Source organism: Paraburkholderia dinghuensis (assembly GCF_003837865.1).
In the GTDB taxonomy this organism is placed as follows: domain Bacteria; phylum Pseudomonadota; class Gammaproteobacteria; order Burkholderiales; family Burkholderiaceae; genus Paraburkholderia; species Paraburkholderia dinghuensis.
Genome location: NZ_RQIS01000032.1, coordinates 1 through 26,567 on the forward strand (window position 1 = coordinate 1; position 26,567 = coordinate 26,567).

The 26,567-nt window shown below is 60.1% G+C and carries 14 protein-coding genes and 1 pseudogene; 4 read left to right on the forward strand and 11 right to left on the reverse strand.

Features of this window, described 5'->3' with window-relative positions; translation table 11 throughout:
- Positions 1-3: 3 nt before the first annotated feature.
- The gene (locus D1Y85_RS25910; protein ID WP_124153933.1) at positions 4-1,224 is read right to left on the reverse strand and encodes an ISL3 family transposase; all 1,221 of its coding nucleotides are present in this window, start codon (positions 1,222-1,224) and stop codon (positions 4-6) included.
- A gap of 214 nt (positions 1,225-1,438) precedes the next feature.
- Positions 1,439-2,551 carry a porin gene (locus D1Y85_RS25915; protein WP_124153934.1) on the reverse strand — a complete coding sequence of 371 codons (1,113 nt, stop codon included), beginning with the start codon at positions 2,549-2,551 and terminating at the stop codon, positions 1,439-1,441.
- 459 nt (positions 2,552-3,010) lie between these two features.
- Between D1Y85_RS25915 and D1Y85_RS25920 the strand changes: the two genes are divergently transcribed.
- Positions 3,011-3,943 carry a LysR family transcriptional regulator gene (locus D1Y85_RS25920; protein ID WP_246025055.1) on the forward strand — a complete coding sequence of 311 codons (933 nt, stop codon included), beginning with the start codon at positions 3,011-3,013 and terminating at the stop codon, positions 3,941-3,943.
- 206 nt (positions 3,944-4,149) lie between these two features.
- Here D1Y85_RS25920 and D1Y85_RS25925 read toward each other — a convergent pair whose 3' ends face one another.
- The 6 genes from D1Y85_RS25925 to D1Y85_RS25950 all read right to left on the reverse strand — a co-directional run bounded on the left by D1Y85_RS25925 (position 4,150) and on the right by D1Y85_RS25950 (position 13,286).
- The gene (locus D1Y85_RS25925) at positions 4,150-8,667 is read right to left on the reverse strand and encodes an ATP-binding protein (protein ID WP_124153935.1); all 4,518 of its coding nucleotides are present in this window, start codon (positions 8,665-8,667) and stop codon (positions 4,150-4,152) included.
- A gap of 24 nt (positions 8,668-8,691) precedes the next feature.
- The gene (locus D1Y85_RS25930) at positions 8,692-9,429 is read right to left on the reverse strand and encodes an aquaporin (protein ID WP_124153936.1); all 738 of its coding nucleotides are present in this window, start codon (positions 9,427-9,429) and stop codon (positions 8,692-8,694) included.
- A 242-nt stretch (positions 9,430-9,671) separates the two neighbouring features.
- Positions 9,672-10,316: a response regulator gene (locus tag D1Y85_RS25935; protein ID WP_124153947.1), complete on the reverse strand. Its 645-nt coding sequence runs from the start codon at positions 10,314-10,316 to the stop codon at positions 9,672-9,674.
- A gap of 86 nt (positions 10,317-10,402) precedes the next feature.
- Entirely contained in the window at positions 10,403-11,083 is a 681-nt protein-coding gene (locus D1Y85_RS25940) for a response regulator (protein ID WP_124153937.1), read from the reverse strand.
- 110 nt (positions 11,084-11,193) lie between these two features.
- Positions 11,194-11,991, reverse strand: coding sequence for a response regulator (locus D1Y85_RS25945; protein WP_342773488.1), 798 nt, complete (start codon positions 11,989-11,991; stop codon positions 11,194-11,196).
- Between the two features lie 329 nt (positions 11,992-12,320).
- Positions 12,321-13,286: a threo-3-hydroxy-L-aspartate ammonia-lyase gene (locus D1Y85_RS25950; RefSeq protein ID WP_124153938.1), complete on the reverse strand. Its 966-nt coding sequence runs from the start codon at positions 13,284-13,286 to the stop codon at positions 12,321-12,323.
- Positions 13,287-14,243: 957 nt separating this feature from the next.
- On the opposite strand from D1Y85_RS25950, the gene D1Y85_RS25955 reads away from it, so the two are divergent.
- The 3 genes and pseudogenes from D1Y85_RS25955 (at position 14,244) to D1Y85_RS25965 (ending at position 19,558) form a co-directional block, all read left to right on the forward strand.
- Positions 14,244-15,500 (forward strand): methyl-accepting chemotaxis protein, encoded by a 1,257-nt coding sequence (locus D1Y85_RS25955; protein ID WP_185219131.1) that lies wholly within the window; start codon positions 14,244-14,246, stop codon positions 15,498-15,500.
- Positions 15,501-16,371: 871 nt separating this feature from the next.
- Positions 16,372-16,713 (forward strand): annotated as a pseudogene (locus tag D1Y85_RS25960) (transposase); the annotation flags it as partial.
- A gap of 1,102 nt (positions 16,714-17,815) precedes the next feature.
- Positions 17,816-19,558 (forward strand): SIR2 family protein, encoded by a 1,743-nt coding sequence (locus tag D1Y85_RS25965; protein WP_124153940.1) that lies wholly within the window; start codon positions 17,816-17,818, stop codon positions 19,556-19,558.
- Positions 19,559-19,700: 142 nt separating this feature from the next.
- Here D1Y85_RS25965 and D1Y85_RS27795 read toward each other — a convergent pair whose 3' ends face one another.
- The 3 genes from D1Y85_RS27795 to D1Y85_RS25980 form a co-directional block, all read right to left on the reverse strand.
- Entirely contained in the window at positions 19,701-20,261 is a 561-nt protein-coding gene (locus D1Y85_RS27795) for a hypothetical protein (RefSeq protein ID WP_246025056.1), read from the reverse strand.
- 293 nt (positions 20,262-20,554) lie between these two features.
- On the reverse strand, positions 20,555-22,480 hold the full coding sequence (locus tag D1Y85_RS25975; RefSeq protein WP_124153941.1) for a hypothetical protein: 1,926 nt from the start codon (positions 22,478-22,480) through the stop codon (positions 20,555-20,557).
- Positions 22,477-26,550, reverse strand: coding sequence for an HTH domain-containing protein (locus D1Y85_RS25980; protein WP_148089155.1), 4,074 nt, complete (start codon positions 26,548-26,550; stop codon positions 22,477-22,479). The genes D1Y85_RS25975 and D1Y85_RS25980 overlap by 4 nt, the downstream gene beginning before the upstream one ends.
- Between the last annotated feature and the right edge of the window lie 17 nt (positions 26,551-26,567).

The window sequence follows — 26,567 nt, forward strand, 5'->3', positions numbered from 1 at the left end:
GGTTCATCGACGATTACCGGGGAACGCGGCGCGGATTTTGAGGAAGAAGTACTCCTCGTCGCGGTACCCGTAAGCTCGACGCTTGATGACCTTGATGGTGTTGTTGATGCCCTCGACGACGCTGGTGTTCAGCGGATGGCGACAGCGCGCCATGATGCCGTGCCAGTAGCTCTGCAGTCGCTGGGCGAACAGCTGGAGGGCAGCGATTCCGCTTTGACTTGCCTGCTCGATCCACTGCTCCCAGGCCTTTTGCGCCCAGGCGGGTTTGCGGTAGAACCAGAGCCGTTTCAGTTCGTCGCGCAGCACGTACACGCATAACAACGGCTGATTGGCGGCCAGCAGTTCCCTCAGTTGCACCGACTGCTCAGGTTTCAGGTTGTGGTGGTTGCGCAGCAGCAGCCAGCGGCTGGACTTCAGGACCTTGCGCGCTGGCCGGTCATGGCGCAGCTGGTTGGCCTGATCAACACGCACCCGATCGATGACCTCGCGCCCGTACTTGGCGACGACATGAAACAGGTCGTAGACGATCTCGGCCTGCGGGCAATGCGCGTTGATCTCCAGTTCGTAAGCCGTCGTCATGTCGATCGCGACCGCCTCGATGCGTTTGGCGACGCCCTCCGGAAGCTGCTCGAAGAAGGCGCGGGCCGTCTCGCGCGAGCGCCCCGGCCCGATCCAGAGCACCTGCCGCCCAATCGGATCGACCACGACCGTCGCATAGCGATGACCTTTATGGAGCGCAAACTCGTCCATGGCCAGATAGCGGATCGTTGACCAGTCCGGCTCGGCCACACGGGCTCGCAGGCGCATCTTGTCGATCGATTTGACTGTGTGCCAGCCCAGATCGTAGAAGGCAGCCACTGCCTGTACGCTGGCTGCCTGCAGCAGCTTCTCGCAGGCCCTGGCAAACCGCTCGGTCACTCGCTGGTAGCGACCCAGCCAGTCCAGCTTCTCCAGTCGCGGACCACCGCAGCGTTCGCACCAGACTCGCCGGCGCGGCACGTGCAGAACCACCCGGTACTCAAACAGCGGCAGATCACGCACCCGTCGAACCGTGGTCTCATGAATCTGCGAACAACGCGCCCCGCATTGCTCGCAGTACATGACCTTGCTTGCCGGCTTCAGATACAGCGAGAGTGTATGGCTGTCGCCTTGCGGCCAGTCCACACGTTCGAGCCGATAACCCGTCCAGCAGCCTAGCGCCTGAAGTGCCTTGCGATCGAGCAACTCTGCCTCCTGACCTCCATAAAGTCAGCTCAGAGTACGCAATCGCTCCCTAAAGCTCCACGGTTTCCTGCGATGAACCNCAACTCTGCCTCCTGACCTCCATAAAGTCAGCTCAGAGTACGCAATCGCTCCCTAAAGCTCCACGGTTTCCTGCGATGAACCAAAAAAGAGCGCCTCGAACGGCGCTCCTTTTTATTCAACCAGTCAGGCCGCTTTAGAAGCGGTGACGAATACCCGTCGTAATGATGCCCTGGTTCTTCGACGACGAGACACCTCCCGACGTCGTGGAACCAATCTGCGTCATGCCGACCGCATTCTCACCCGAACCCCAGAGGCCCACGCCTTCGAGATACACGTCCGTGCGCTTCGACAGCGAGTAATCGGCTTGCAGCGCGAACTGATGCCAGTGTGCCGAACGGCTGCCGTTCGTGTTGAGCACCGAGTCCGAACCGTTGGCATTGGTGTACGTGTACATCGCGCCGATGTCGAGCGCCGGCGTCAGGTTGTAGCGCACGTTACCTTCGATGTTGTTGAAGCGCAGCGAGTTGTTGCCGACGTCGTTGATACGCGACTGCGTGAACACGACGCCGCCGACCAACGGACCGTAGGTGTAGCTCGCGCCGGCACCCCACACGCGCTGACGGTGATTCAGGTTAAACATGGCGAGCGGCGAACCCGATACCGAGCCGGCCCCATTGAAGTCCATTCCCTGCGCCTGCAGCCAGGCCGCGCCAATTTGCAGGCCGTCGTACTTGTAGCTCGCGCCGAAGCTATACGTGCGGTTGTTCGCGAAGCCACCCGCCTGATTCGAGAAGCCGTAGAGGCCACCGAACTCGAAGCCCGAAAGGTTCGGGCTGGTGTACTTGACTGAGTTGTTGATCGAGAACGTGGCGTTGCCGTTGTCGTTGTCGAGAACGTGCGCCGTGTAGGTGCCGCCCCATGTGCCGACGGCCATGAGCGGACCGACGTAATCAACCACGGAGTCGAACTGGCGGCCCAACGTGAGCGTACCGTAGTCCTGATGGTGCAGGCCGACGTACGACTGGCGGTTGAACATCGCGCCGTTCAGCGAGCCGTTCGACGTGTCGAAGCCGCTTTCAAGATTGAAGACCGCCTTCAGGCCGCCGCCGAGGTCTTCGATGCCGCGCAAGCCCCAGCGGCTGTTCTGGATGTTTCCGCTGGTCATAGCGAAATTGTGGTGGCCCTGGATGTTGGTCGTGTACGTGAGGCCGGCGTCAACAATGCCGTACAGCGTAACGCTGCTTTGCGCGTAGGATGCCGATGCAAACGTCGCGGTCACGGCCGCGAGAATCAGAGTCTTCTTCATATCCTTCCTTTGATGCTATGCCCTTCTGGGAAAGTGGACACCGACACCGGCGCACTGCCGCTATCGCCATGTCACATGCCGCTATGACGCAGCGCTGATTTGATATGCATCCCTGAGTTTATGGGCGACACTTTTGCATCAACCACCCCGCATAAGCTCAAAAGCTCTTTTGAGGAAGTCGAATAATGAAGTGACCAGCGCCGCAATCGCCTGCATCGCAATGATCCCGACCTATCTCACTTTCATGCCGCAACGCTGCGTTCGCCCGTATCTCGTTAAAGCGTTGTCGAAAGGCGACATGACCGATTTGAGACAAGCAGTAGATTCAGAAGCGTCCCATTCCCCTACACATACCCATGTCGGTACTATCTGGCACGGCATGCAAACGAGTCCCGCATGGAACTTCCTCCGTGCCCCTACCGCTTTCACTTCACCTGTTGCAGGAGAACCCACCGTTCGATGTCGACGCCCCCCAGATCGATGAATCAGCTTCAGGCGATGCGCGTGTTCCTGAGCGTCGCCGCACATGGCTCGTTCGGTCGCGCTGCCGCCAGCCTCAGCCTCTCCAACGCGGTGGTCACGCGCTATGTCGCACTGCTCGAAGCGCACCTCAAGACGCGGCTCGTCAACCGCAATACACGCAGCGTGTCGTTGACCGAAGCGGGTGCGACTTACGCACAAGGGTGCCGGCAAGTGCTCGACGATCTGGAGCACATCGAAACGCAGATTGCGCATGGCGTCGCGGTTCCGTCGGGGACGCTGCGTCTCGTTGCTTACGCATCGTTCTCGATCAACGGCCTCACACCGCTGCTCCAGCGTTTTCTCGCCGCGTTCCCCCAGGTTCGCGTGAGTCTCACGCTGCTGCACCGGTCAGTCGACCTGATTGAAGAGGGTTTCGATGCGGGCATCGTTGCACCGCACCAAGTGAGCGGTGGAACGCTGATCCGGCGTCCGCTCGTCACGATCGCACCCGTGATGGTCGCCGCGCCCGCCTACCTGGCAACCCAGGGCGTGCCACACTGTCCAGCCGAACTCGCGCAGCACACGGTACTCGCGCCGTCGTCCGACATTCACGGGGAGGACTGGCAATTCGTGGCCCCCGACGGAGCCTGCAATACCATACGCATCGAGCCCGTCTATGCTGTGAACGACGCCGTGATGCAGCGACAGGCGGCACTTGCGGGCATGGGGATCGCAATTCTTCCTTCGGATCAGGTTGTGGAGGATCTCGCGTGCGGCGCCGTTGTCCGCGTGCTCGGCGGCTACACAATCCGTGGCGCGGACAGGGAGCTCTCACTCGTCTATCCCGGCCGCCGGCATGTGCCGGCAAAGACGCGCTCGTTCGTCGACTTCACCGTCGACTGGTTCCGGAATCAGACGGAGTCCCCATAACCGATTCCTGCAATTTCCTGTAATAGATAATTAAGCGTTTTTATCTCGCTTTTTTTCTGATGTGCGTCTAATCTTGAAATTGCGAGAAGTGACTCTTCATCGAAGGGTCTCCAAGCTTGAACGCGGCTTCGGCCGCGTTTTTTTTGCCCTGTTCAGGCGCGTGTTCAGCCGGATTTCGCCGGAATCCAACCCGGTCGCCGCCTGTGTCACTCCACGGGTTGAGCCATGGACCGCGCCTGCTGCGCGATGGCATCGAGTATCGTGTTGCACGTACTAATCAGTTCACGCCCTGCCTCGCGCAACTGCGCCGCGATTTGGCTGTTCATATGACGACGGTATGCATTGATGCGACCGCGGAACGTATCGAGTAGCGCGTGCAGCGCTGGATACTGCAGCACGCCCACCGCGCCAGCCACGCGATGATGCCATTCGCGCAGGCGCGCGACATCGACGGTTTCGAGGAGCGGCACCAACGCATCCAGATCGTCACGAAATGCTGACACGAACGCGTCAAGCAGCGCCTTCACGATCGCCTCGCTTCCCCACACCTGGATCATGCGAGCCAGATCGAGCGGCTCAATCGCGCCCGCGGCAACCGGCTTCAGCAACTCCGGCCCAGCCGCAGGAGCCGGTTCCGGCGCAGCTCGATTCACGCCCTGCGCGCCGAACCAGTGCGCAAGATGCTCGCGCAACGTCGCGACGCGCGTGGGTTTGATAATGCAGTCGTCCATGCCCGCCTCACGGCACAGGTGAAGGTTCTCCGGCGCGGTGTTCGCCGTGATGGCGAGGATCGGCAGACGCCGCGTGCCGCCCCGCCTGCGCTCGATTTCGCGCACGCGCCGCGCGAGATCGTAGCCAGATACGTTCGGCATATGGCAGTCGGTAACCAGGCAACCGTAGTGATTCTTCTCCAGCGCTTCAAGCGCTTCTGCGCCGTCGTTGACCACATCGCAGGCGAAACCAAGCAACGCAAGTTGATAGCTGATCAGTTCCCGGTTCACCGGATGATCCTCCGCGACCAGTATCAGGCGGCCCATCGCCCGCTCCTTCTCGCGATCGGGCACGGCGAGCGCGGGCGCAAGCGCGCCGGAGGAACGCTCGGGCACGACTTGCGGCCGCACGAGTGCCATCGCGCATGCCGCACTCAGTCCACGCCAGCTAAGCGGATTGACGCTCAGCCGAACACCGGTCTCAGCCACGCGATAGCCGGTCGGCTTCGGATTGTCGGTCAAGCCGATGACGACTGCGCCGAGGCCGGACACGTCGGCCGCACACGAATCGCACGCAAGCACGAGATCAATTCCGGCATTGGCGCTCATGTTGCTCACATCGAGGTTAGTGTCCGACGCGCTCGTCATGTGCATCCCAAGCGTATCGCCGAAATGCATCAATGCGGCGGCCACGCGCTCGTCATCACACACGACCAGCGCACGCTTGCCGCGCAACCCCGGCGAAACGGCCGACTGCATCTCGACCGGCAGTTCGATTCGCAGCGTCAGTTCCGTTCCGCGCCCAGGCGCGCTTTCCAACTCCAGCGTACCGTCCATTAGCGCGGCGAGCCTGCGGCAGATGGTCAGGCCGAGGCCCGTGCCGCCGAAGCGCCGCGTCGTGGACGTTTCGCCCTGTACGAACGGTTCGAAGAGCCGGGTCTGCGCGTCGGGAGCAATGCCGATGCCCGTGTCCGCCACGACAAGCGACAGGATCTGTCGCGCGTGCGCGCCTGTGTCCGGCACGTCTTGCGCCGACACGCGCACGCTCACTTCGCCGCGCGACGTGAACTTGATCGCGTTGCTCAGCAGATTGAACAGGATCTGCCGAAGTCGCACGCTGTCGCCGCGCAGCGTGGCCGCGACGCCGGGTTCGACGTCGACGCGCACCTTCAAGCCTTTTTCGTGTGCGCGCCCAGCAAGCAGGCCGACGGCATTGTCGACGAGTTCGCGAACGTCGAACGGCTCCGAAGCAATGTCGAGACGGCCAGCCTGGATTTTCGAGTAGTCGAGCAGGTCATCCAGTATCTGCAGCAGCGCGCCCGCCGATTCGTGCACCATGCCGATCATCTGCGTCTGATCGGGATTGAGCGGCGTGCGCTCGAGGACTTCGACGAGACCCAGCACGCCATTCATCGGCGTTCGGATCTCGTGGCTCATCATGGCAAGGAATTCGTCCTTCGCGCGCGAAGCCGCCTCGGCCAGATCGCGCGCACGCGCCAGTTCGTCGGCGCGCGCGTGCTCGACGTTTGCATCGACTGCATACCCGCTCCAGAGGACCGCACCGTCCTCTTCGACGTGCGGCACGAATTCCGCACGCACCCACACCAGACCGGCCCCGCCGAAGTAGCGAAACTCGGCATTCACCGGTTCGACCCGCCGCGCCGAGCGCTCAAGCTGCGCACGCAAACGCTTGCGGTCATGCCGGTGCACCCGGACCACATCGAGCGTGCGGGCGCGCATGAGTTGCTGGACGTCGTCGCCGAGCAGACGCTGCGAGTCGCCGCCCAGATACGGAAACGAATACGCGCCGTGGGGCGAGCGCCGCAACCGGAACACGAGCACCGGTAACGAGCGCGTAACGTCCGAGAGCAGCCGTTCCGATTCGCGCGCGCGCATTTCGGCGCGGCGAATTTCGGTGATGTCGATCATCGTGCCGAGCACGCACAATGGCTCGCCGTGAGCATCGCGACACAAACGCATCCAGAAGATACCGTGGCGAGAATCGCCGTCGGGACCGTCGAAGGCCAGCTCGACGCGCTGGTTTCCGCCCTCCCGGACGGCGCGCTGGAAGAGCTCTTCCACAAGTCCGTCATTGTCCGCGCCCCACGCCTGCACGGACATGCCGTCACGGCCCATGACGCGCGCGCGCTGTAGCCCGGTCACCTCCTCGTACGCGCGATTGACGGCGATGTAGCGGCCCGCCAGATCCCGCGCACCCAATGGATACGGGATCATCTCCATCACCGTGTCCTGCAGTTCCACCTGCCGGGCAAGAATGTGCTCTGCGCGTTGGCGACGGCGCATCTCGCGCTGCAGCAGCACATAAGCGCGCAGTGTCACGAGCAGCACCACGCCGAACACGATCACGAACGGCAGCAGCCGCAACGCGTTCACGCTCCAACCGCCGGTCACGCCCGCCCCCCCCGTCACCCAGCGGTTGCGGATCCGCTCGCGTTCCGCGGGCGGCATCGCAGTCAGCGCGCGGTCGATCAACCCCACGAGCGGCGCAAGGTCGGGGCGCGCGGCGAGGCTGACGGCTTCGTTGGTGCCGAGCACGCCAAGCACCTTCAGCGTGCCTGCGTACTGACGACTCAGCTGGTTGTCGAGTGCGGCCGCGTTGCCGACCAGAACGTCAGCCTGATTTTGCGCCACCATCTGGAGCCCGGCCTGCACGCTCGACGCGCGCACGACGTGCACTGCATGCACGTCGGCGAGGATCCGCGACAGCGCAGGCATATGGGGCGCCAGCACGATGCGGCGGGCAGCGAAATCATCGATGCCGCGCGCCATCGGCTCTTCGCTTCGGCCGACGAGCACGAGCGGATAGTGCTCGATGGGCTGCGTGAAGAGCGCAGACGAATCCACGGTTGCATCGTGCGCGACCGTCGCGAGCAAGGCCAGTTCGCCGCGGCTGAACGGATCGGCCACATCGTGCCAGTTCGAAAACGGCACGGGCTGGAACGTCACGCCGAGCGCGCGCGCCAGATAGTCGAGGTAGTCGCCGGCGATCCCACCCTGACGTCGTGATCGACCGCCGCTGAACGGAGGCCAGTCGGCGTCGATGCCGACCTTGAGCGCAGGCAGCGCGCTCAGCCACGAGCGCTCATCGTCACTGAGCCTGAACGTGGACGCCGCGGGCGTGGCAGTTTCCGCAAGCCAGCGTGCGCGCACCGTCGCGGCGTCGGCAGGCCGCACGCCTGCGAACGCCGCGTTCAACCGGTCGCGCAGCGCCTCCTTCGATAGCGGCACAGCGAATCGCAGATGTTGCAGGCGGTTATGTTCTTCGTGGGCGAGGCGAAGGTCACGAAACGTGTCCTGGGAAAGCTCGTATCGCACGGCCGGCGCGAAACCTGCGTAGGCGTCCGCGGCACCCACGTCAACGGCATGCAGCGCGTCCGGCGTGCTCGCATAGGCGAGGATACGGGCTTGCGGAAATTGCTCGTGCAGCACATTTTCGAGGACGAAGCCCTTTTCCACTGCGATCCGGGCATGCGCGAGCCTGGCAGCCGACATGGCCACGCCTTCGTTGCCCGCGCGGGTCACAAACGCGCTGTTGCCGCTCAGGTACGGCGCCGTGACCGCGAGGCAGTGGTCGCGCTGCAGCGCGCGTAAGCGACTCATGATGATGTCGATCTCGCCTCTGCATGCTGCGTTCAGCAGTGCAGGCATGTCGGCGAACACGCGGGGCACCAGCGTAGCACCCGTGCCGACGAGCAGACGCAGGTAATCCGCACTAAAGCCGGTCAGCTTCCCGCCGTCGAGTACCTCGAGCGGTGGCCGCCCGCCGGCCACCACGCCGACGATGAGCTTCGGTTGCATCGCCGGTGTTAGCCTTACCGGCACCGCGCCCGCCTCGGCTGCGGCACCAAAGTCCGACGACGCGCGCACAGAGTCGTCCGCGAACGCGGGCGATAGTCCGCCTCCCAGCACGAGAACGGGTGCAACAAACACCCCGAAGAACACCACCCGCACCCGCCCGAAGACACTATCAGCGAGGGATGGCTTGTGCGACATCGACACTATGTTGTGGCCCTGCCCTCAGGCGTTGCCGTATGACCTGCCGGAATGGCGCGTGTTCGCCCGCCGCTGGCACACGAACCGGTGGCAGAGTCCTGCCGAGATGCCGCCCACCATCGGCGCAGCCCAGAAGAGCCACAGTTGGTCGAGCGCCCAGTCGCCGACGAACAGCGCAGGACCGGTCGAACGCGCGGGATTGATCCCGCCATTGCTGACCGGAATGGCGATCAGGCAGATCACCGTGAGACAGGCGCCCAGCGCGACCGGCGCCGACGCGCGGCGCCTCGGCGAGACGGACATGATCAGATGCATCGCAACGAACGCGAACGACAGGGCGCACTCGACGGCGAACACGGCATGAAGCGCGTACTCGCCTGGCGAATGTTCACCGTAACCGTTGGCGCCTAACTCGGAAACCGTGACCGCGAAGCCCGGACGCCCGCCCGCGACAAAGGCAAGCAGCGCAGCCCCCGCAATCGCGCCGATCGTCTGCGTGGCGATGTACGGTGCGACGTCACGCACGGGAAAGCGCCCCGCAACCGTATAACCGATCGTGACGGCCGGGTTGAAATGCGCACTCGCGATGCGGCCGGCGGCAAAAGTCGCCACGCACAACGCGAGACCGAACGCCGCCGCCATTTCGAACACACTCCTGCCCTGCATGGGAACGCTAACGTTGATCGCGGCGCTCGCGCAACCGGCGAACACGAGCCACGCGGAACCGGCCGCTTCAATCCCCAACCGCATACCGAGCTTCATTATTCCGCCTCCGTGTCCCGCTTCATGCCGTGCAGGCACTGCTCGTCTGTAGGGGGTAACCGATACGTCCCATCGCGCCTGTCAGGATTCGTAAGCATCACCGACAATCTCTGACGCATATGAGTTGAGCGAAGCATTATCTGGACTACTCGGCACGCATCGAATAGGACGGCTCTTAAAATGGGGCGGCATAGTTATGACTAGCTCGCGGGATATTCCGACAGATCACGTCGGGCGATCGCTCACGTAAGGCCGATCTGCTTGGCGAAGTCCATGAGATCGCGCTCGCTTTCGAGACCGAGCTTGCGCATGGTGCTGCGCTTCTGAGTACTGATGGTCTTGGCGCTGCGCCCGAGCCGTGACGCAATCTCGCGGATCGGCATGCCTTGCGCGTAAAGCTGGAAGACCTCCCATTCACGTGCGCTAGGAACACCGGCGCACGGCGGACACCGGTTGCCGGCGCGCTGCAGTGCCGTGCGTGCAAAATCGGACAGATAGGGGATTCCGCAGCTCGCCGCTTCGATGGCGGGAAGCAGCGAAAACGGCACATCGCGCTTGTCGACGATAACCGTCAAGCCGAACTGCAACAGGCCAGTGAGGACTGGCGCACTCGACACCATGGTGAGCACCACGACCGCTGGCCCCCTCCGCCCGCGTATGAGCCGCCTTAGCATGGCGAGCGAGCTATATTCGCCGTGCATGCCCGGCATCCATACGTCCGACACCACAACGTCGCAGGGATAGTGGTCGAGTTGTTCGGCAAGCGTCTGCGTGTCGTGCGCTTCGGCGACCACGGTCATGTGTAACGACGCGCTCAGCAACCCCGCCACGCCGACACGCACGCATTCGTGATCGTCCGCGATGATCACGCGCACCGGTGTGCGCAACTCATCAACGCGCTGAATACGGTTCTGAGACCCGATGGCGGTTTGCATAAACGGATGGATCGCTGGCAATCAGGTGGATGCGAGGCTCAAGAAGGCGCACCGTGTGCAACGCCGCACTCCTCCGCGAAACGGTAAAGCTCGACGTCGTTGTCGAGCGACAGCTTTTTCATGGCCGCACACTTCTGCGCGCTGATCGTCTTGACGCTGCGCCCTAGCAGACCGGCGATCTCGGTCACGCCGAGGCCGGAGGCGTAATGAGTGAATACCTCCAGTTCGCGTCGCGACAATATCTGATGCACCTTTTCACGACGCTGCGCGCGCGACGCCTGCAGCAGCAGGTCGCGTACAACGGGCCCTACGTAGTGTTCATGTGCGATGGCCGACGCGATCGCAACCGGAATGAGATCGATGCGGTCGCGTTTGCTGAGCACGGCATCGACGTCCAGTTCCAGCGCCTCACGCAGCGCGGCGGCATTGGTTTCCATCGTCAGGAGCACGACCGCCTTCTGCGCGAAACGCTGCCGGAAGCGCCGGAGTACGTCGTACCCCTCCTCACCGCCTTGCCCAGGCATGTGCAGGTCCATAACCACGAGGTCGAAATCCTGGCGCGCGGCCTCTTCAAAGAGCTGCGACGCCGTCTGCGCACGCGCAACGATCTGCAGATTGGCAAAGCTGGTGATCAGGCTCTCCAGCGCAAACAGCACGAGCGGGTGATCGTCCGCGACGATCACCCGTACCGGCGCAGTGTATTCGGTGATATCTGTCATGGCATAAACTGGCTCGCTGCGCGACGGGCCTCGCAGCGCGTTGTTGCGTGGCTTGGCAAACAAGGGGACCGCGGTCGACAGCGACCGGCCCGCCAGCGTCGAACGCGCGATCATGAAAGGCCGTATACCCGCACCAGAGCTATGAGTCCTGGGTCGTTACTGACACCGAGCTTCGTCATCGCATCGCGCTTCTGGCGGCTCACCGTGCGAACGTCGCGGCCGAGAATCCTCGCGATTTCACTGACCGAGTGGCCACCTGCAAAATGGCGCACCACTTCCGACTCACGCGGCGAGAGGCGCGGCACTCTCGTACTGCTGGCGCCCGCCAGGCCTGCGATTGCGAGATCGCGCTGAATCGAACTGCCGACGTACGCGGGGCCACAGCCGGCGCCGCGCACAGCGCGTATCAGTTCGTCCATGGACTCGCTCTTCTTCAGGATTGCGGAGACACCCGCATGCATCACGGCACGGAGGATGGCGACATTCGTGATGCTGGTCAGCACGACGATATGCAGAGACGGGCAGTCGCGGCGCAGCCGCCGCACCAGAAACAGTCCATCTTCGGCATCGTCCGGGCCGCCAGGCATCGTGAGGTCGGTGACCACCACCTCGCACGGCACCGTGGCCAGTATGCGAAAGAGCGCGGCGGGGCTGGACGCCTCGCCGACGACCTCGATCCCGTCCGACTCGCTCAGCGCGGCGCGCACACCTAGCAGAACGAAAGGGTGATCGTCCGCCAAAACGACGCGTAGCTTCACGTTGGCAATCTCTCGATGATGGATGGATCCGGAAGGCGCACTCACAGCGATGCGGAGAAACGTCCGCTGTGCTGCCTGTTTTGCAACCTGCTTTGCTTCCCGCCGTCGATGGCAACACCAGGCAGCGAGGGTTTGTATCTGACCATCCAATCAAGACTGCCGACATCGGAGATTTCCGAAACGTCAGGTATCCTTTAAATCGGAAATTAGATTAGTTATGAAAATTAATTAACAGAGCACCCCATTCCAATGATCCTTTCTTGACACCCGACCGTAGTGAGTATCGGGTCGACCCCGCTCGCCAGGACGTGCGCCCACTATCCACCCACGCGGCCAGCGCGGTGGTGCGCCGCTAGCGGGATCCATCCGCAGCCGGCGCACCCGGGCCCAAACACCCACGTCACGATCACGTGCGCTGCGCTCGCCGAACGGCCTGGCCGAGCGAAGAACGGGCGCGCCGAGGCGCCCTGCCGCCAGCGTTACGCGCCAACCAGCTCCGCGAAACGCAGCAAGTCGACATTTCCGCCCGACAATACGATGCCCACACGTTTGCCGCGCACGTCCACCTTCGCTTCGAGTACCGCCGCCGCCGCGAGACAGCCAGTCGGCTCGACGACGATCTTCATGCGGCTCGCAAAGAATTTCATTGTGTCGACGAGTTCGGCGTCGCTCACCGTGACGATCTCGCGCACGCGCTCGCGAATCACCGCGAACGTGTACTGGCCGAGATGCTGCGTCTGCGCGCCGTCGGCGAGGGTCTTGGGCGTGTCGATGTGGACGATCGAACCCGTCTGCAGGCTGCGCTGGCCGTCATTGCCCGCCTCGGGCTCGACGCCGATCACCGTACACGCAGGAGCGAGCGCGTGTGCCGCCGTCGCGCATCCCGAGAGCAAGCCTCCGCCGCCGAGCGGAACGAACAGCATGTCGAGCGGGCCGGTTTCCTCGAAGAGTTCCTTTGCCGCGGTGCCCTGCCCGGCCATCACGTGCGGGTGGTCGTAGGGTGGAATCAGCGTGAGGCCGCGCTCGGCGGCGAGACGCTTACCTAGCGCCTCGCGGTCCTCGGTGTAGCGGTCGTAGAAGATGACTTCGCCGCCGTAGCCTTGCGTCGCGGCGACCTTGATCGCGGGCGCGTCGTGCGGCATCACGATCACGGCCTTCACGCCGAGAAGTTTCGCCGACAACGCGATCGCCTGCGCATGGTTTCCCGACGAGAACGTGATGACGCCGCCCGCCTTCTGTTCTGGCGTGAACTGCGCGATGGCGTTATACGCGCCACGGAACTTGAACGCGCCCATGCGCTGGAAGTTCTCGCACTTGAAGAAGAGTTCCGCGCCCGCCCGTTCATTGGCGGTACGCGACGTGAGCGCCGGCGTGCGGTGCGCGACGCCACGGATGCGCTCGTGCGCAGCGGCGACGTCATCGAAGGAAATCGGGAGGGTGCTCATAATCGGTCTTCCGAGGGTAGGTAGGTGTAGACGGTGGACCACGCATGCCATTCCACAAGCGCGAGGCGCAGCTTCACGGCGCTGCGCAAGCGCGAGGCCGACGGGCGTCGTGGTGTGTTGCGTGCCGCGGCGTGGTGTCCGGGGCTCGCGCCGACGTCGTCGGGCTGACGCCCGCCCAGCGCCCCGGGGACGCTCGGGCCACCGCGCCCAGACCGGTGACATTTTGACGGTTTGCGACGAATTCTCAAACGCGGCCCTGGAAACGGCACATTGTGCGCACGCTCGAGTCGACACAAAGTCTGCCCTTGAAAATGCCCGCGCGCGCAAGACGATTTTGGGGCCACGAGAAATCCGCCCGAAAACGAGCCCGGTTTTTCGCTCGGGTCATTCCACATCGATACAGTTCCAGAGACAACAAGGGCTCTCGATCCCGATCCCGGCGGTCGTCGTGACACGTCAAGCGCCTCCGCATTGGCTCACGATTGCTCGACGCCAAGCGTGGACCTCAGCCATCGCAAGCCAATACGCATACAGCGCATTAGGGTTTCCCCGACGGCATTACCGCACAGGTAACGTCTTAAAATCAACCGTCCGGTCGGACTATGATTTTGAATGGAATATGCGCTGTCGGTTACCTGGCCGTGGACCGACAGCAGGATGTCAGCGTGTGAGGCGCTGCAAGGCATGCCGGCGTATGTTGCCGTGCAGGCACGCCTGATGCCTCGCTGGCGGCTCCTCTCGACCGGTCTCATACAAGAACTGGATAACTATTAGATGGCAATACTGACGAGATTCCACTCGCGACGAACGCAAAAGGCGTCGCGCAGTGTGCTGCTGGAGTCGATGGCATCCAGCGTCGACAAGCTTGGGGTTAGCATTTGCCATATCGACGGCGAAGTCGAGCGCGTGAGATCGTCGACGGGAGACGTATCGCGAGCGTGCGAACAACTGCACGGGTTGTCCGAAAAGCTCACTGAACACAACCGCGAGATGGGCAGAGCCGCTGCTCGCGCAGAGCAGACAGGGCGCGACGCCGCGGAGCGAATCAGCGACTCGACGAAAGATATCGGTTCATCGCTCGATGAGGTGCAGCAACTGGTCCGTGGAACGGCCGACATTGGCTCTCGCATCAATGTGCTGCACGACGTGCTGGGGCGTGTCGCCAAAGCGGCGGAGACCATCACGCTGCTGTCGAAGCAGACGAACCTGCTTTCACTAAACGCGGCCATTGAAGCGGCCAAAGCGGGCAACGCCGGAAGAAGCTTCGCCGTGGTGGCATCGGCGGTGAAGCAACTCGCGGCCCAATCGAATGCCGCCGCTGTCGAGATTGAAAGCACCATCGGCCATCTCGCCTCCGAAACCTCGGCGCTTCTGGAGCTAAGCAAGGAGAATGTGCGACGTGCAGGCGTGGTCGATGAAACGACGACGCGAATCGGCTCCACGATAGCCGCGACCGATAAGGCGATCGCAGAACTCTATGCGCAAGCCAGTTCGACGGTCTCCACGTCGGATGTCGTTGAATCGGACTGTCAATCTGTCGTTCAGCTCGTTTCGTCGATTTACGAAAACGCCGCGTCCTCGCATGATCTCGTTGCGACTGCACGGGAACGTCTCGCCGATGTCTTGCTTGTTTCCGACCGGCTGCTCGGCGAAGTCGCCGCCGCTGGCGGCAGTACGTCCGATGCGCTGTTCATTGGCGTGGCTGAACGCGTCGCCGCCGAAGTGTCGAGCGCTTTTGAGCGTGCTCTCGGCGCCGGACAGATCAGCGAAACAGACCTGTTTTCGAATGACTACACGCCCATTCAGGGTTCATCGCCGGCTCAGTTTTTGAGCCCCTTCACCAATCTGTGCGACCGGGTTTTGCCCCATATTCAGGATCAGGCGCTTCAGATCGACAAGCGGATACGAATCTGCTGTGCGTTCGACCGCAACGGCTACCTACCGACGAACCACGCGCAGTACTCGTTACCTCAATCCGACGATCCCGTCTGGAACGAAGCCAATTGCCGGAACCGCCGCTTCTTCAAAGACCGGACGGCGATGTCCGCGGTGAATAGCCGAAGCGCATTTCTCGTACAAACGTATAGCCGCGAGATGGGCAACGGCACGCGCATCGTGATGAAAGATGCGTCGGCGCCGATTCTGGTGCGAGGAAGGCACTGGGGTGCCGTTCGCGTCGCCTATTCGACGGAAGGTGCCAGCGGGAATCATTGACGACCGGTTCGGCATGGTGAGCCGCTCTGCGCGGTCGGGAAGCAGGCGACTTGTCGAAAGGGCTGCAACGGTCGGGAAAAAGAAAAAGGCCCGCAACCATTCGGTTGCGGGCCTTTTGTTTCCGACTGTTCTGCGGTAATCGTCAGAACGGCTCCCGGAACACCGAGTGTAGCTCACAAGCAACAAATTTGTGTTAAATCAACAACTTGATCAAATCTTAGCGCAGCAACGTGTAAAGCAAAAAGCTGTCAAATCTCTGCGGCTTTCCGCTTGCCGCACAGGCGCCTCAAGCGCTTTGCGCGGTTTTGACTTTAGATTTCGCAGAACATCTTTTTACATCCCTTGGGGGGTCGAGGGGGGCGGAGACACAACTTATCCACAGCCGCATGCTGCTGCATGCGGTCCGTCTCGACAAAACTGACAACACGCAGTGCTGACGCTGATAAGAATTCAGTGGCGTCTCGCATCCCAACAAACGGGATGCACGGCGAATTGCAGGAAGCGCCCCTGCGGCCGACGCTACGTCCGGGAAGCGCGTTCACGCAAGAGCGAAAATTGATTCGACCCCATTGCAAAGAGCAAGAGGTACGGTCAGATATTTGATGCCACAGAGGTGGCTAACCGAAACGTACACGATATATCGGTGCCTGAACAGAGCCATCGTGAACTCGAGCACGAGAAAGCTGGCTGTCCACATATTCAGCGATGCGATCCGGGTCGCAATCCATCTATGGCGCTGATGGCGTCCCGCCAAATAATGGGGTCTTAACATAAGATTATGTAGCGCCAACGCTAGTGTGAATCTTCGAAAATATAAGGCCAAAGGAATATCGGAATTGGAGTAGCCCCCTGAAACACCAGGCAGGAAGTGATGGATGTGTTGACGGGCCCGGAGCGTCGGCGACGCTGGACGGCGGAGCAGAAGCTCGCGATGGTGCGCGAGAGCTTCGAGCCGGGGAAATCGGTTTCGTTGGTGGCGCGCCAGCACGGCGTGAACCCGAACCAGCTGTTCCATTGGCGCAAGCTGTACCTGGACGGGAGCCTGTCAGCGGTCAAAGCGGGCGAAGAAGTGGTTCCGGCATCGGAGCTGGCCGACGCGCTCAAACAGATTCGTGAGCTGCAACGCATGCTCGGCAAGAAGACCATCGAGAACGAGATTCTCCGTGAAGCAGTCTGGACTGGCCAGTCCACCCCTGGAGACAAGGGTATCTCAGAATGGCGCACATCTGTCACTCGACACCGACCTTGCAATGGGCAAGAATCTCCGCTTGCCGGGCATCGCGACCTAATTCTTCGCTCCGCCGAACCCGCGCGGTGAAGTTCCTACATTAGCCTAAAAAGAGGCGCCAATGCGTACACACGAATTATTCGAACTCTTGGCCCGAACCACGTGGCGACTGATCCGAGACTCTGAGACCGTCAAGGTCCGCATTGGAGAAGATGCATTAACCTCCTATCACCTGATGACCGTTGCGGCATCTAACCCGAGGAATGCCGTTTTCGAGGACGCTAGACTCCACGAATCAGAGACGGGGTGTGATTTCGAGTTGTGGGTGGGCAGTACGAGGCACTCGGGCATAAGGTCGGAAAAACGCCCCAGATTGACATACTCAAAAAGTACGCCGCTGCAAACAAGGCAACGCCACTCTATTGCTTCTATAACTACGCAGAAATTCCTCCACCATCGAATTGCTCAGACCCTACAGATATCGAACAACTTGGTTGCACAATTGCGCCGGTTACTGTTGTCGAAAAGGCACTAAAAAAGAGGGGTGGGCGTAACTTTTCCTTCATCCATAAGCAGCCGTCAACCTTACCTTGGCGATGCCTCGTCAAGTGCCCCCGGCTCTTGAAAAGTGGAACGAGTCCCTTGGGAACGCTTCACCACCATCCATCACTTCCGGGCGCTTTATATGCGCTACGCGATCAGTTGAAATCAGGCATGCCTAGAATGGATGGCTTAGATCCGGGTGGGCTTTTCAACATGGACGTAAGACTCCGCCCAGCGAAATTGGCCATCATCGACATAGGAGACGATAACGTGGTCCAACCGACAACTCAACGTGACTGAGAACGCTCCGTGGAAGAATGGCCAAGCCTCGGTGGTTCGGCCTGATGGAGTGAGCCGCCAACGGTCAGCGAACCGATATGCTGAAGTTGCAGCTAGCCGCTGAGCCTACTCTCGCGCTGGATTGAAGGGAAATTCCACGCGTATAGCAACGTCTGCTTAAACGACCAGATAAACAATAAAATGCGAGGGCTGAGAAGCCTCTCTGGGCCCTCTGACATCGCACACCCAGCTCCAGGAGACCAAGTTGCTCGAACCAACCGTTTCGCTAGCGTTTGCCATCCAATCGAACAAAGGTACGTTCGGCTTGCTCCTGGGATCTGGAATTTCGCGTTCCTCCGGCATCCCCACAGGCTGGGAAATCGTCTTGGAGCTAGTACGCAAGGTTGCAACGCTGTCTGGCGAAGATTGCGAACCGGACCCGGCTGCCTGGTATGCGGAAAAATTCGGCGAGCAACCGGACTACGGAAAGCTCCTAGACATGGTTGCGAAGACGCCGAGCGAGCGCCAAGCGCTATTGCGCCCGTATTTCGAGCCAACAGAGAACGAGCGCGATCAGGGCCTGAAGATGCCCACGAAGGCTCACCGGGCTATCGCAAAGCTGGTGGCTGCCGGGTACGTTCGCGTCATCCTCACAACGAATTTCGACCGGCTGATGGAGCGAGCACTCGAGGATGAAGGCATATCGCCCGTCGTGATCAGTAGCGCAGACCACGTAGAAGGAGCACAACCGCTCGCGCATATGCATTGCTGTGTTGTCAAAGTCCATGGGGACTATCTCGACACGCGCATTCGGAATACGCCGACGGAACTTGAGACGTACGACGAGAAGATGAACGCCTTCTTGGACCGCGTTTTCGATGAATTTGGAATGGTGGTGTGCGGGTGGTCTGCCGATTGGGATGTCGCACTCCGAGCCGCCATGGAGCGGGCGCCATCACGCCGGTATTCGACGTTCTGGGCTACGCGTGGAGCCCTTGGCCAAGCGGCGCAGGATCTGGTTGCCTGGCGAGGCGGTAACATAATTTCGACGACCGGAGCCGACGAACTCTTCGTGGACCTCGAAAGCAAGGTCACCTCCATCGAAGAATTCAACAAACCCCATCCGTTATCCCGTGACATCGCCGTCGCATCGACGAAGCGCTACTTGCGTTCTCCGGAAGGCCGCATCCAACTTTCCGATTTGATCCACGGGTTGGCCCGTGATTTGGCAGATCAAATCGGAACGGGGGAACTCGCTCAGGTCAATATTCAGGTCGATTCGGCCAGCGTCACCAAGCGCGTGCGAACATACGACGCGCTGAGCTCAACACTAGTCGCCGTTGCCGAAATCTGCGGCCATTGGGGAGATGAGTCCACAGCAAAATGTCTCGCACGAGCAAGAGAGCGAATTTATGCTGCGCCTCCGCAAGGAGGTCAGACCTTATGGCTCGACTATATGCGCTATCCGGCCACCTTGATCACTTATGCGGCAATGCTTGGGGCTTCGATAAGCAGCAACTTCGCAGCTATGTCGTCGTTGCTTAAGGGGTCAATCAAACGTTTTGGACGTGACGTCCCTGTTGGCCAACGAATCCCGCCGTTTGGCATGCTCGGGAATGGCCAAGACTGGGGCCGATTATTAGAGGGCATGGGCCAACGGTATGCGCCCCTCAACGACTGGCTGCATGACGTACTCTGGCGGGAGATTGGCTATGAATTTACGTCGAAAGACGAATTCTCACGTCACTTCGATCATGTGGAAATCCTGCTCGCGTTAGCGTCCGGACGTACGTCTTCCGCAACTGAAAGACGCTGGTATGCGCCAGGGCGTTTTGGCTACAAATCGGACAGCTTCCTTGAAATCAAGGAAGTCATACTAGATTCTTTGAAACGAGATGGCGATGCATCTCCGTATGCGCGGTGCCACTGGTTTGGAGACAATGCATCCGCATGCGAAACAGAACTGAATAACCTTGAAACATTCTGCAGCCAGCTTCCATGGCACTAACATTCGGAACGGCTACCGCAGCTCAAAGCTCGGCAGCGAGTTCAACGAACGCTCCAGACTAACAGGCCACGCATCACTCAATATTGGCGTCAGGCTCGATTGGAGAGCCAACCGCCGAGCGCGCGCACATGGGCCTCTGTCGTTACGCCTCCCGCACGTCAAGCGAACGGGCGTCGGGCGTAAAGAAACGCCCCACAACAAGCTCAGATTTTTCGATCTTGGGATTGATTTCCGACGTGGCGAAAATAACCTGGTAGTCGACTTCGTAAGTCGAGCATTCTTCAACGATGATTTCCTGAAGGCGGTGGCTACGTTCCTTCTCCATCCCGCCATCATCGATGCCGTCGAGCATCAGGAATCGTGGTACGCGCATGAACGGCTTTTGCACACTTGCCGTCAATAGCGCCAAGTGAAAAACATGGCGGAGGAATACGGCCGAGCTCTCGGAGAAGTTCCGGGAGCCATTCACATAGACGGCGTTTGCAACGAAGTCGCAATTCGCCTCGCGGGCGTTCATGAATTCCGGCTGTAGCGGAAGGTCGAGCTTCAAGAGCCGGGTCATCGCACCGCTTATGGCATTCGCAACTTCAACCATACGCTGAGCCTGCTTTTGTTCAAGCTGCTCGATGCTTTCTTCCAGTCGCTTGCCCTCCGCCGTCAACGCATCACGCTGACTTTGCAGGTCCGAGATAATACTCGCCAATTTTTGGCGCTCGTATGACTGTTTGATTTCTTCGTCGGCGGAATCGTCGATGTCCGGAGTGAATGATTTTCAGCTGCACTACACACGTCGAGGGGTAAGCTCGCTTTCCGAATATTTAGCAGACGACTGAGACGGTAATACACGCGTCGTTAGACGCATAGTGGGCTGCTGACTCGGCGGTTTATCGGAGAGCGATCTCGGCTGCTATCCTACGAATTGTCAAACTGGCATATGAGCTTGATCCGAGAGAAGCCGTTCGGATTTCCTCGTCACTGGTCGAGGGTTTTTTCAGACTATCTGCCAATGACCAAGCCGAGCGCAGCCTGGGCCTGCCCACAAGTGTGCCACAGCTCCGGCACGAGATGACACATGGTCGACAGATGCGAGTGCAGAATCGTTGCGTCTTCCAAGGTCAAATTTTGTAGCGAAAGCTCCGTCATGAAATCACCAACACGCCCCGTCCAATCGTTCAAATCGGCATGGGCAGCGCAGGCCAATGCCCCAACTCGAAACATCTCATCAACGGTGAGCTGGCCCAGGTCGAAGTGTCGCCCTACGCGCATCAACACATGAATCGTCTCGCACAGCTTTGTGTTGCGATTGACAGCGGCAACTCCCGCCAAACCCAGCAGGCAGACTGACACGGGCACCTGTTCGTTCACTGGGATTTGGTAGTGATAGCGTTCAATTGCTTCACAGGCTAGGTCAACCAAATGGTCAGGTACACACGCCAACATCGACACATTGATCAAACTGCCAAATGCCGTGGTATCGATTGCTCCTTTCAGACACGCCTCAATATAGTTCAATACATCAGGCGGAAGCGGGATCGGCGAGCGAACACCGCCTTCAAGCGGGCCCGGTAGACGTGCCGCTGTGCGATCAATCAACTGGCTAATCGATTCGGGCGCCTCTCCAGTAAGTCGTTCTGCAAGCCCCAAGGCAGTGACCGCGTCCGGCGCAGCGTTCGCGGCCATCCAGATACGGCCCAACAGCTCATTCTTCAATTGCTCAGCCGAATTAAGCTCTGGAAACCAACGCGGCTCGACCCGCATGTCGAGCAAGGTCTGCATGACAAAATAGCCCTCGTTGACGTCACGCAACCAGCGGTCAAGTTCAGTACTCTCCCCAACGATCTTTCGAATGTGGCGGTAGACCAAACTTGCGTGGGCAAGGGCCGCCATACGCCGAGCAAAGGGCGGCCACGCGGTGAGGACACGCCGCCTAGCCATTTGCCCATAGATGCAATTGAATAGCGCCGACAGGCGATCAAATGGATCTCTCCTCTCATCGGGCTCGCCATCGAGAAACACGTTGATCAGTGCCGCGAGCGACTGCGATAGCGTCGGGCTTTTTCGTACCCGGAGCAGGCCAACCTCGATGGCGCCAGTGCAGCTGATCGGGTCTCCGTTCTCGGTCAACCACGAAAACTCGTCAGCCAGAACGTGGTCGCCTCCTTTCCATTCCCGTTCAATCAGATGGCTGATCGACTGGTGGGAACAGAGGGCCCAAGCCGGACTCAACGATTGCCGAGTCCCTTCAACGAGCAGTTTTGCCAAGAACGGGGCCGTCACTTCGGCAACATGCGTTTCCATTGAAAGAGCGCCACCGTTACCCCCGACCAGTTGACGGTAGTATGTCTCGCTAATCGGTACGAGAATGTCGAGAGATAGACTTCCGCTCTCCAAGCACTCGCAGATCGCTTCCGCCGCTCCAACTGGCGTCCTTTGTAAATCATCACGGAGCGCCATGATTTCGTGGTCCGTCGGGACCCTTTTTGAAAGCAAAGCGCGCCAGCGATCTAATATGTCACTTGGGAGACGACGCTGGTCGGTAATCAGTTGGAAGGCATGGAGACGCCCTTCGGCCTCGGGCGCCAACAGCGCGAACTGAGCCACAAGGATTCGTTGGCGGTCGCGTACTAGTACCACATTGGGCGGCTCGGCTTCGCTTGCGAATGCTACTGTCCACTCGTCACAAGCAACTGACTTAATGATAGGGGTGGAGACGCGATCAAAGGCCAATGCAACGGCCGGATAGAGCTGAGAGCGCCGAAACGACAGCCTATCCGAGCCAAAAGTGACGATAGCGTCCGTTTCGATTGCATTTTGATTTAGACCATCAGCTCTGGAAAGCAGTTCGTCCCTGAGCAGGGGCGGATAGCCATTGGCGAGTACAACGGCGCGAGCCGCCCGAATGTATGCGTCCTTTTGAGTCACGCGCCTTCCTCCCAATCGCCTTTCACTGCTTCGCTCAACAGCCCTGAAGCAAGTGCGACGAGCTGATCGAAGATCTCTGGCTCCGTTTCCTTGATCTCCTCAAGAATGCGCTCATCCACCCATCGATGATACTGACCATTCCTTTGCTTCCGACTGATTTCCGGACAGTAGCACAGCGCATGAAGTATCCCTGCGTAGGTCATCACGGAAAACTTTCTCGCAGCATGCTGCTCGACAACCGACGCCCACCCACGAACGTCCAGTTCGCCGAGTAGCCATTCGCAACGAATTCGCGCGACCTCTGGATCGTGCTCCGTATCCCATACGGCACGCACAGTATGGAAAAGAGCGAGCGTGTACTGATTGAGCCACGTGAGCTCGTGCGGAATCTGGAGCATTTTTGCCTGTCTCAGCCGACGGGCAGCTTCTCTTATCGCCCGAAGTTCGGCAGTCTCGACTAATACGCCGCTTTCGACCGGCGCCTGCAAGAGGTAATGCGTCAGCTCATCCTCCAGCACGGGCACGAATGTGTACCCGCATCGTCTCAAAGTGGTCCGGTGTTCTCGTCCCTCATCGACGCTCAGGGCACCCCCAGCGACTAGGTGTTCGATCACGTCCAGGCTCGTCAGGAGCGGCGTCTGCCGTCCACCGTGCGTTATGTTGAGATAGCGATTGACGAAACGATCATCGACGACGAAGGCATCAACCGACCTGTCTGTGCTTAGAAAGATTAGGTGGGCTTGTGGCTGTGCGCCTTCGCTATCGCGATCGGCCGACGCAATAGCCTCGGCCCGCCCGTCACCAAGAGCGGCGGACAGGATCGCTCGGATGTGTTCGATAGTGGTAAGTTGCTCCCCCGCGAAGCTCTCGTACGCGAGCAACTGGTTGTCTTGTTGATCAAGCGACTTCGTAACGTAGGCCGTGAAGCCCGCTCCCTTCAGCTTCCCGAGCACGCCCGCCGTACGCAGATAGGTCGTAGAGAGGTCATCCAGATAGAGCGTCGCACCTTCGCGGATGCGAGGTTCATTGGGCCAACGCTTCTCATGCAGCTTGAGGTAAGAGAGGGCACGTTGCTCCTCGGCGGCCGTAATCATCCCTTTTAGGCGTAATGCATCGACCACTGCCTGACAGCTGCACAAGCGTGCCTGATACGGCGTGAGATCGGCCTCCTCTTCCATAACGCTGCCAAGGCGATAAACCGGCGATGATCGGACGACGAAGGCATCGCCTGAAGCTTGCACCGCAGCCTCCAACATAGAAGCGAGGTCAAAACCCACGACCTGAACGAGGCTCGGGTTCGCCTGATGTGGCGAAGCGACAACTTTAAAGGTGCCGTCCGCAAGCAGGCGCTTCAGGAACTGCGCGTCCTTAACTCGGCTCGGCTGATGAAAAGCGAGACGCTGGCGCTCCTGAAACAACCAAACGAGTACCTGATCTGGAAGAAGTACGCGCTCGAAGTGAACGAATAGTTTTGACAGAAGACCTAGCTGCGCAAAGGTAAAAATCGCCGTAAGATCGAGCGCTATACGCCTAGAGGTCGCTTCTAGTTGAACTCTTGACGGTCGAGCTCCACTGAACGTGTACACCAAACTGCGCCGCCGCGCATCGGACTCCAACCGATTAGCTGCGGGACGCAGCAGGCAACTTTCGGTCATAGGCTGGTTCAGCGCGTACGCAGCACCGGAGACGGTGATCTCGCCGGCTTTCAGTGCCGTATAGATTTGCTCCTGACGACGCTCCCAGTCGGGCTTGAGCTCATCGACGATTTCCCTCATGGTGATCGATTTCAGAGGCCCCCGATCACCCGACTTCTCGGCCGCGCGCAGCAGCCAACTGCTAACTACCGGATCGCCCTCCCATCCGGCGTTCGAAGCGTGAAAATATGCCGGAGCGAGGATATGCGGGTTATCGGGAGCGGCCTCCGTAGCCGCCTCGATCAGGTCTCTGGCGTGTGGCGCGTTGACCGCCTGCGCCAATTGCCCCGCGCCAAGCAATTCCTCCGCAGTACGCTGGTCTCTGTGCTCCCATTCACGCGTCGTGTACGCGACCAGCGTGTCCCATTGCCCCGAAGCGATAGCCAAGTTGACGAACAGTGCGCGGTCGTTGACGTGATCTCGCTTACCCTGCAAGGTGGTCAGAATCGCCGAGGCCTCGCTGAATTGACCATCGCGATAGAGCGTCCACGCAAGGAGCGACTGCAGTTCGCTTTCACGTGCAACAATATCCGGAATTGCTTTCAGAAACTGTAGAACATGGCCGTGCGCGCCTGCGCCGATGAACGCGCGCGTCGTACGCAATGCATCTTCGGCTGAACGAGTCTGCTTGAACAGTTCTACAGCCAACGGACAGAGGTCCTGCCACGCCCCCTCCTGTTCGAGAAAGGCCACGAGGCTCGCTAGATCACGCAGTTCGCCGGTCTTTTCGTATAGTTTCCGGCGCTCCGCAGCCGGATCGGCCCCTTCCGCCTCTGCTATCACACGCTGCAAGCGCTCATGTTCGCGCTCGCCTAGTTCCGCTGGCGTCATTTGGGCTAGCGTGGTCCTCGCCGTCTCGACCTGCCCTGACCGACACAGCAACTCAATTTCCATGGCGAGGATTGGTGAGCGCTGCAAGAATTCGAATAGCTGTTCGCGATGTGTGGCGATGTATTCGACTGCCGCCGAAGCTTCCTTCGTCATCGCGAGCGCTAGACGGGCTAGGGCTTCATCAACTGTACCTTTGCCGGTCAAAGCAACCCGCTCATTGATGCGACGTTCAATGGCGTTGAGGTCGATCTTAAGGCCGAACTGTACCGCTAGCGGAAAGCGCCTGAGCATCAACGCATCGTCATGCATGCTTTCACGCAGAACTTCCAGAGCGTCGTCATGAAGCGCTGGGTCCCGAAGGCGGAGCCACAGCGCCATTTCCGCACACTGCCGCGCAGCTTCAACGGCTCCGAACGTTTCAGCAATAGTCACCTGCTTCTCGTAAAGCTCGATGGCACGCTTTCTATCGAGTAGCGCTTGCTGATCGTCCGCAATGGGGACGTGGGCCGCGTCGAACGGCACCTGAAACAGCGATTGCGCCCGCATTTGCTCAGGAACGATGTGGGCGAGATGGGCTTGAGCTGCGGCATAAAATAGAACCGGCGTTTCTTCAAAGTCCGTTGGGGTGAGCAGAAGCGTGTGCGCGTATGCATCGCTCCAACGCCCGGTGACCTCTTCGCTCACAATGAAGTTCAGCTTGCCGTCGCTGTCGAACGAAGCGAAGTCCAAGCCAGCCTTTTGCACCCAATCCAGTGCCCCTTCTGGTCCTCTCTCGTTGCTGACAATTCTCAACATGGCGGATCGGGACGCCTGCGTTCCAATCGGCGCGAGCAGTGACAGAGCAGGTGCAGTCGCACCCTCCTCAACCGCCAAGACGAATGCTTTGGCAATTTCCGCATCCGGACATCCACCGAGATCAAGCGATTTCGACAGCAACTCTTTTGCTCGGGCTAGATTCTCGCCCTGTGCCAGCATCCTTGCACACCATGCTAGCGCTTGTGCCTTCAAGGCTCTGGAGCCACCTGCAAGTTCGCTGCTCGCCACACTAGCAGCCAAAGCGCGCGCAGCATCGATGCTCGAATATCCCACGAGATGGCGAGCTTGCCGAATGCGCCGGACCTCCGCTTCAATCTGCTGATCCGTCAACGCTACCGTAAAGGCAAATTGCTGGACTTGCTCTTGACGGCGTATGGCCTCTGCCGTGTCTCTCTGGAATTTGGCTTCATGGTCCCGCTTCCACTGCATTAAAAGTTCTGCGGGGTAGTCCTCACTTTGGGTGTCCACCAGCGGATGATGAAAACCGCACATAAGGATCAGATTCTCTGCGCTGTTCCGTTCCTCGTCAGTGAGATCTGGCCGCCCTCTGGGACCATTGTCTGAAGCGGCATAAATGTGGCAGATTTGCGCCAACACAGCATCGTCAGATTGCTCTGTCCCGGGGACGATGACGGGATTGGTGCAATTAGGGTGTGCACATTGATTTCCACTGCTACCGAACAAGACCTTGATTGTCTTGATTGAATATGAACGGTTCGCCATAGTCATATCTTAGCCTTCGGTCA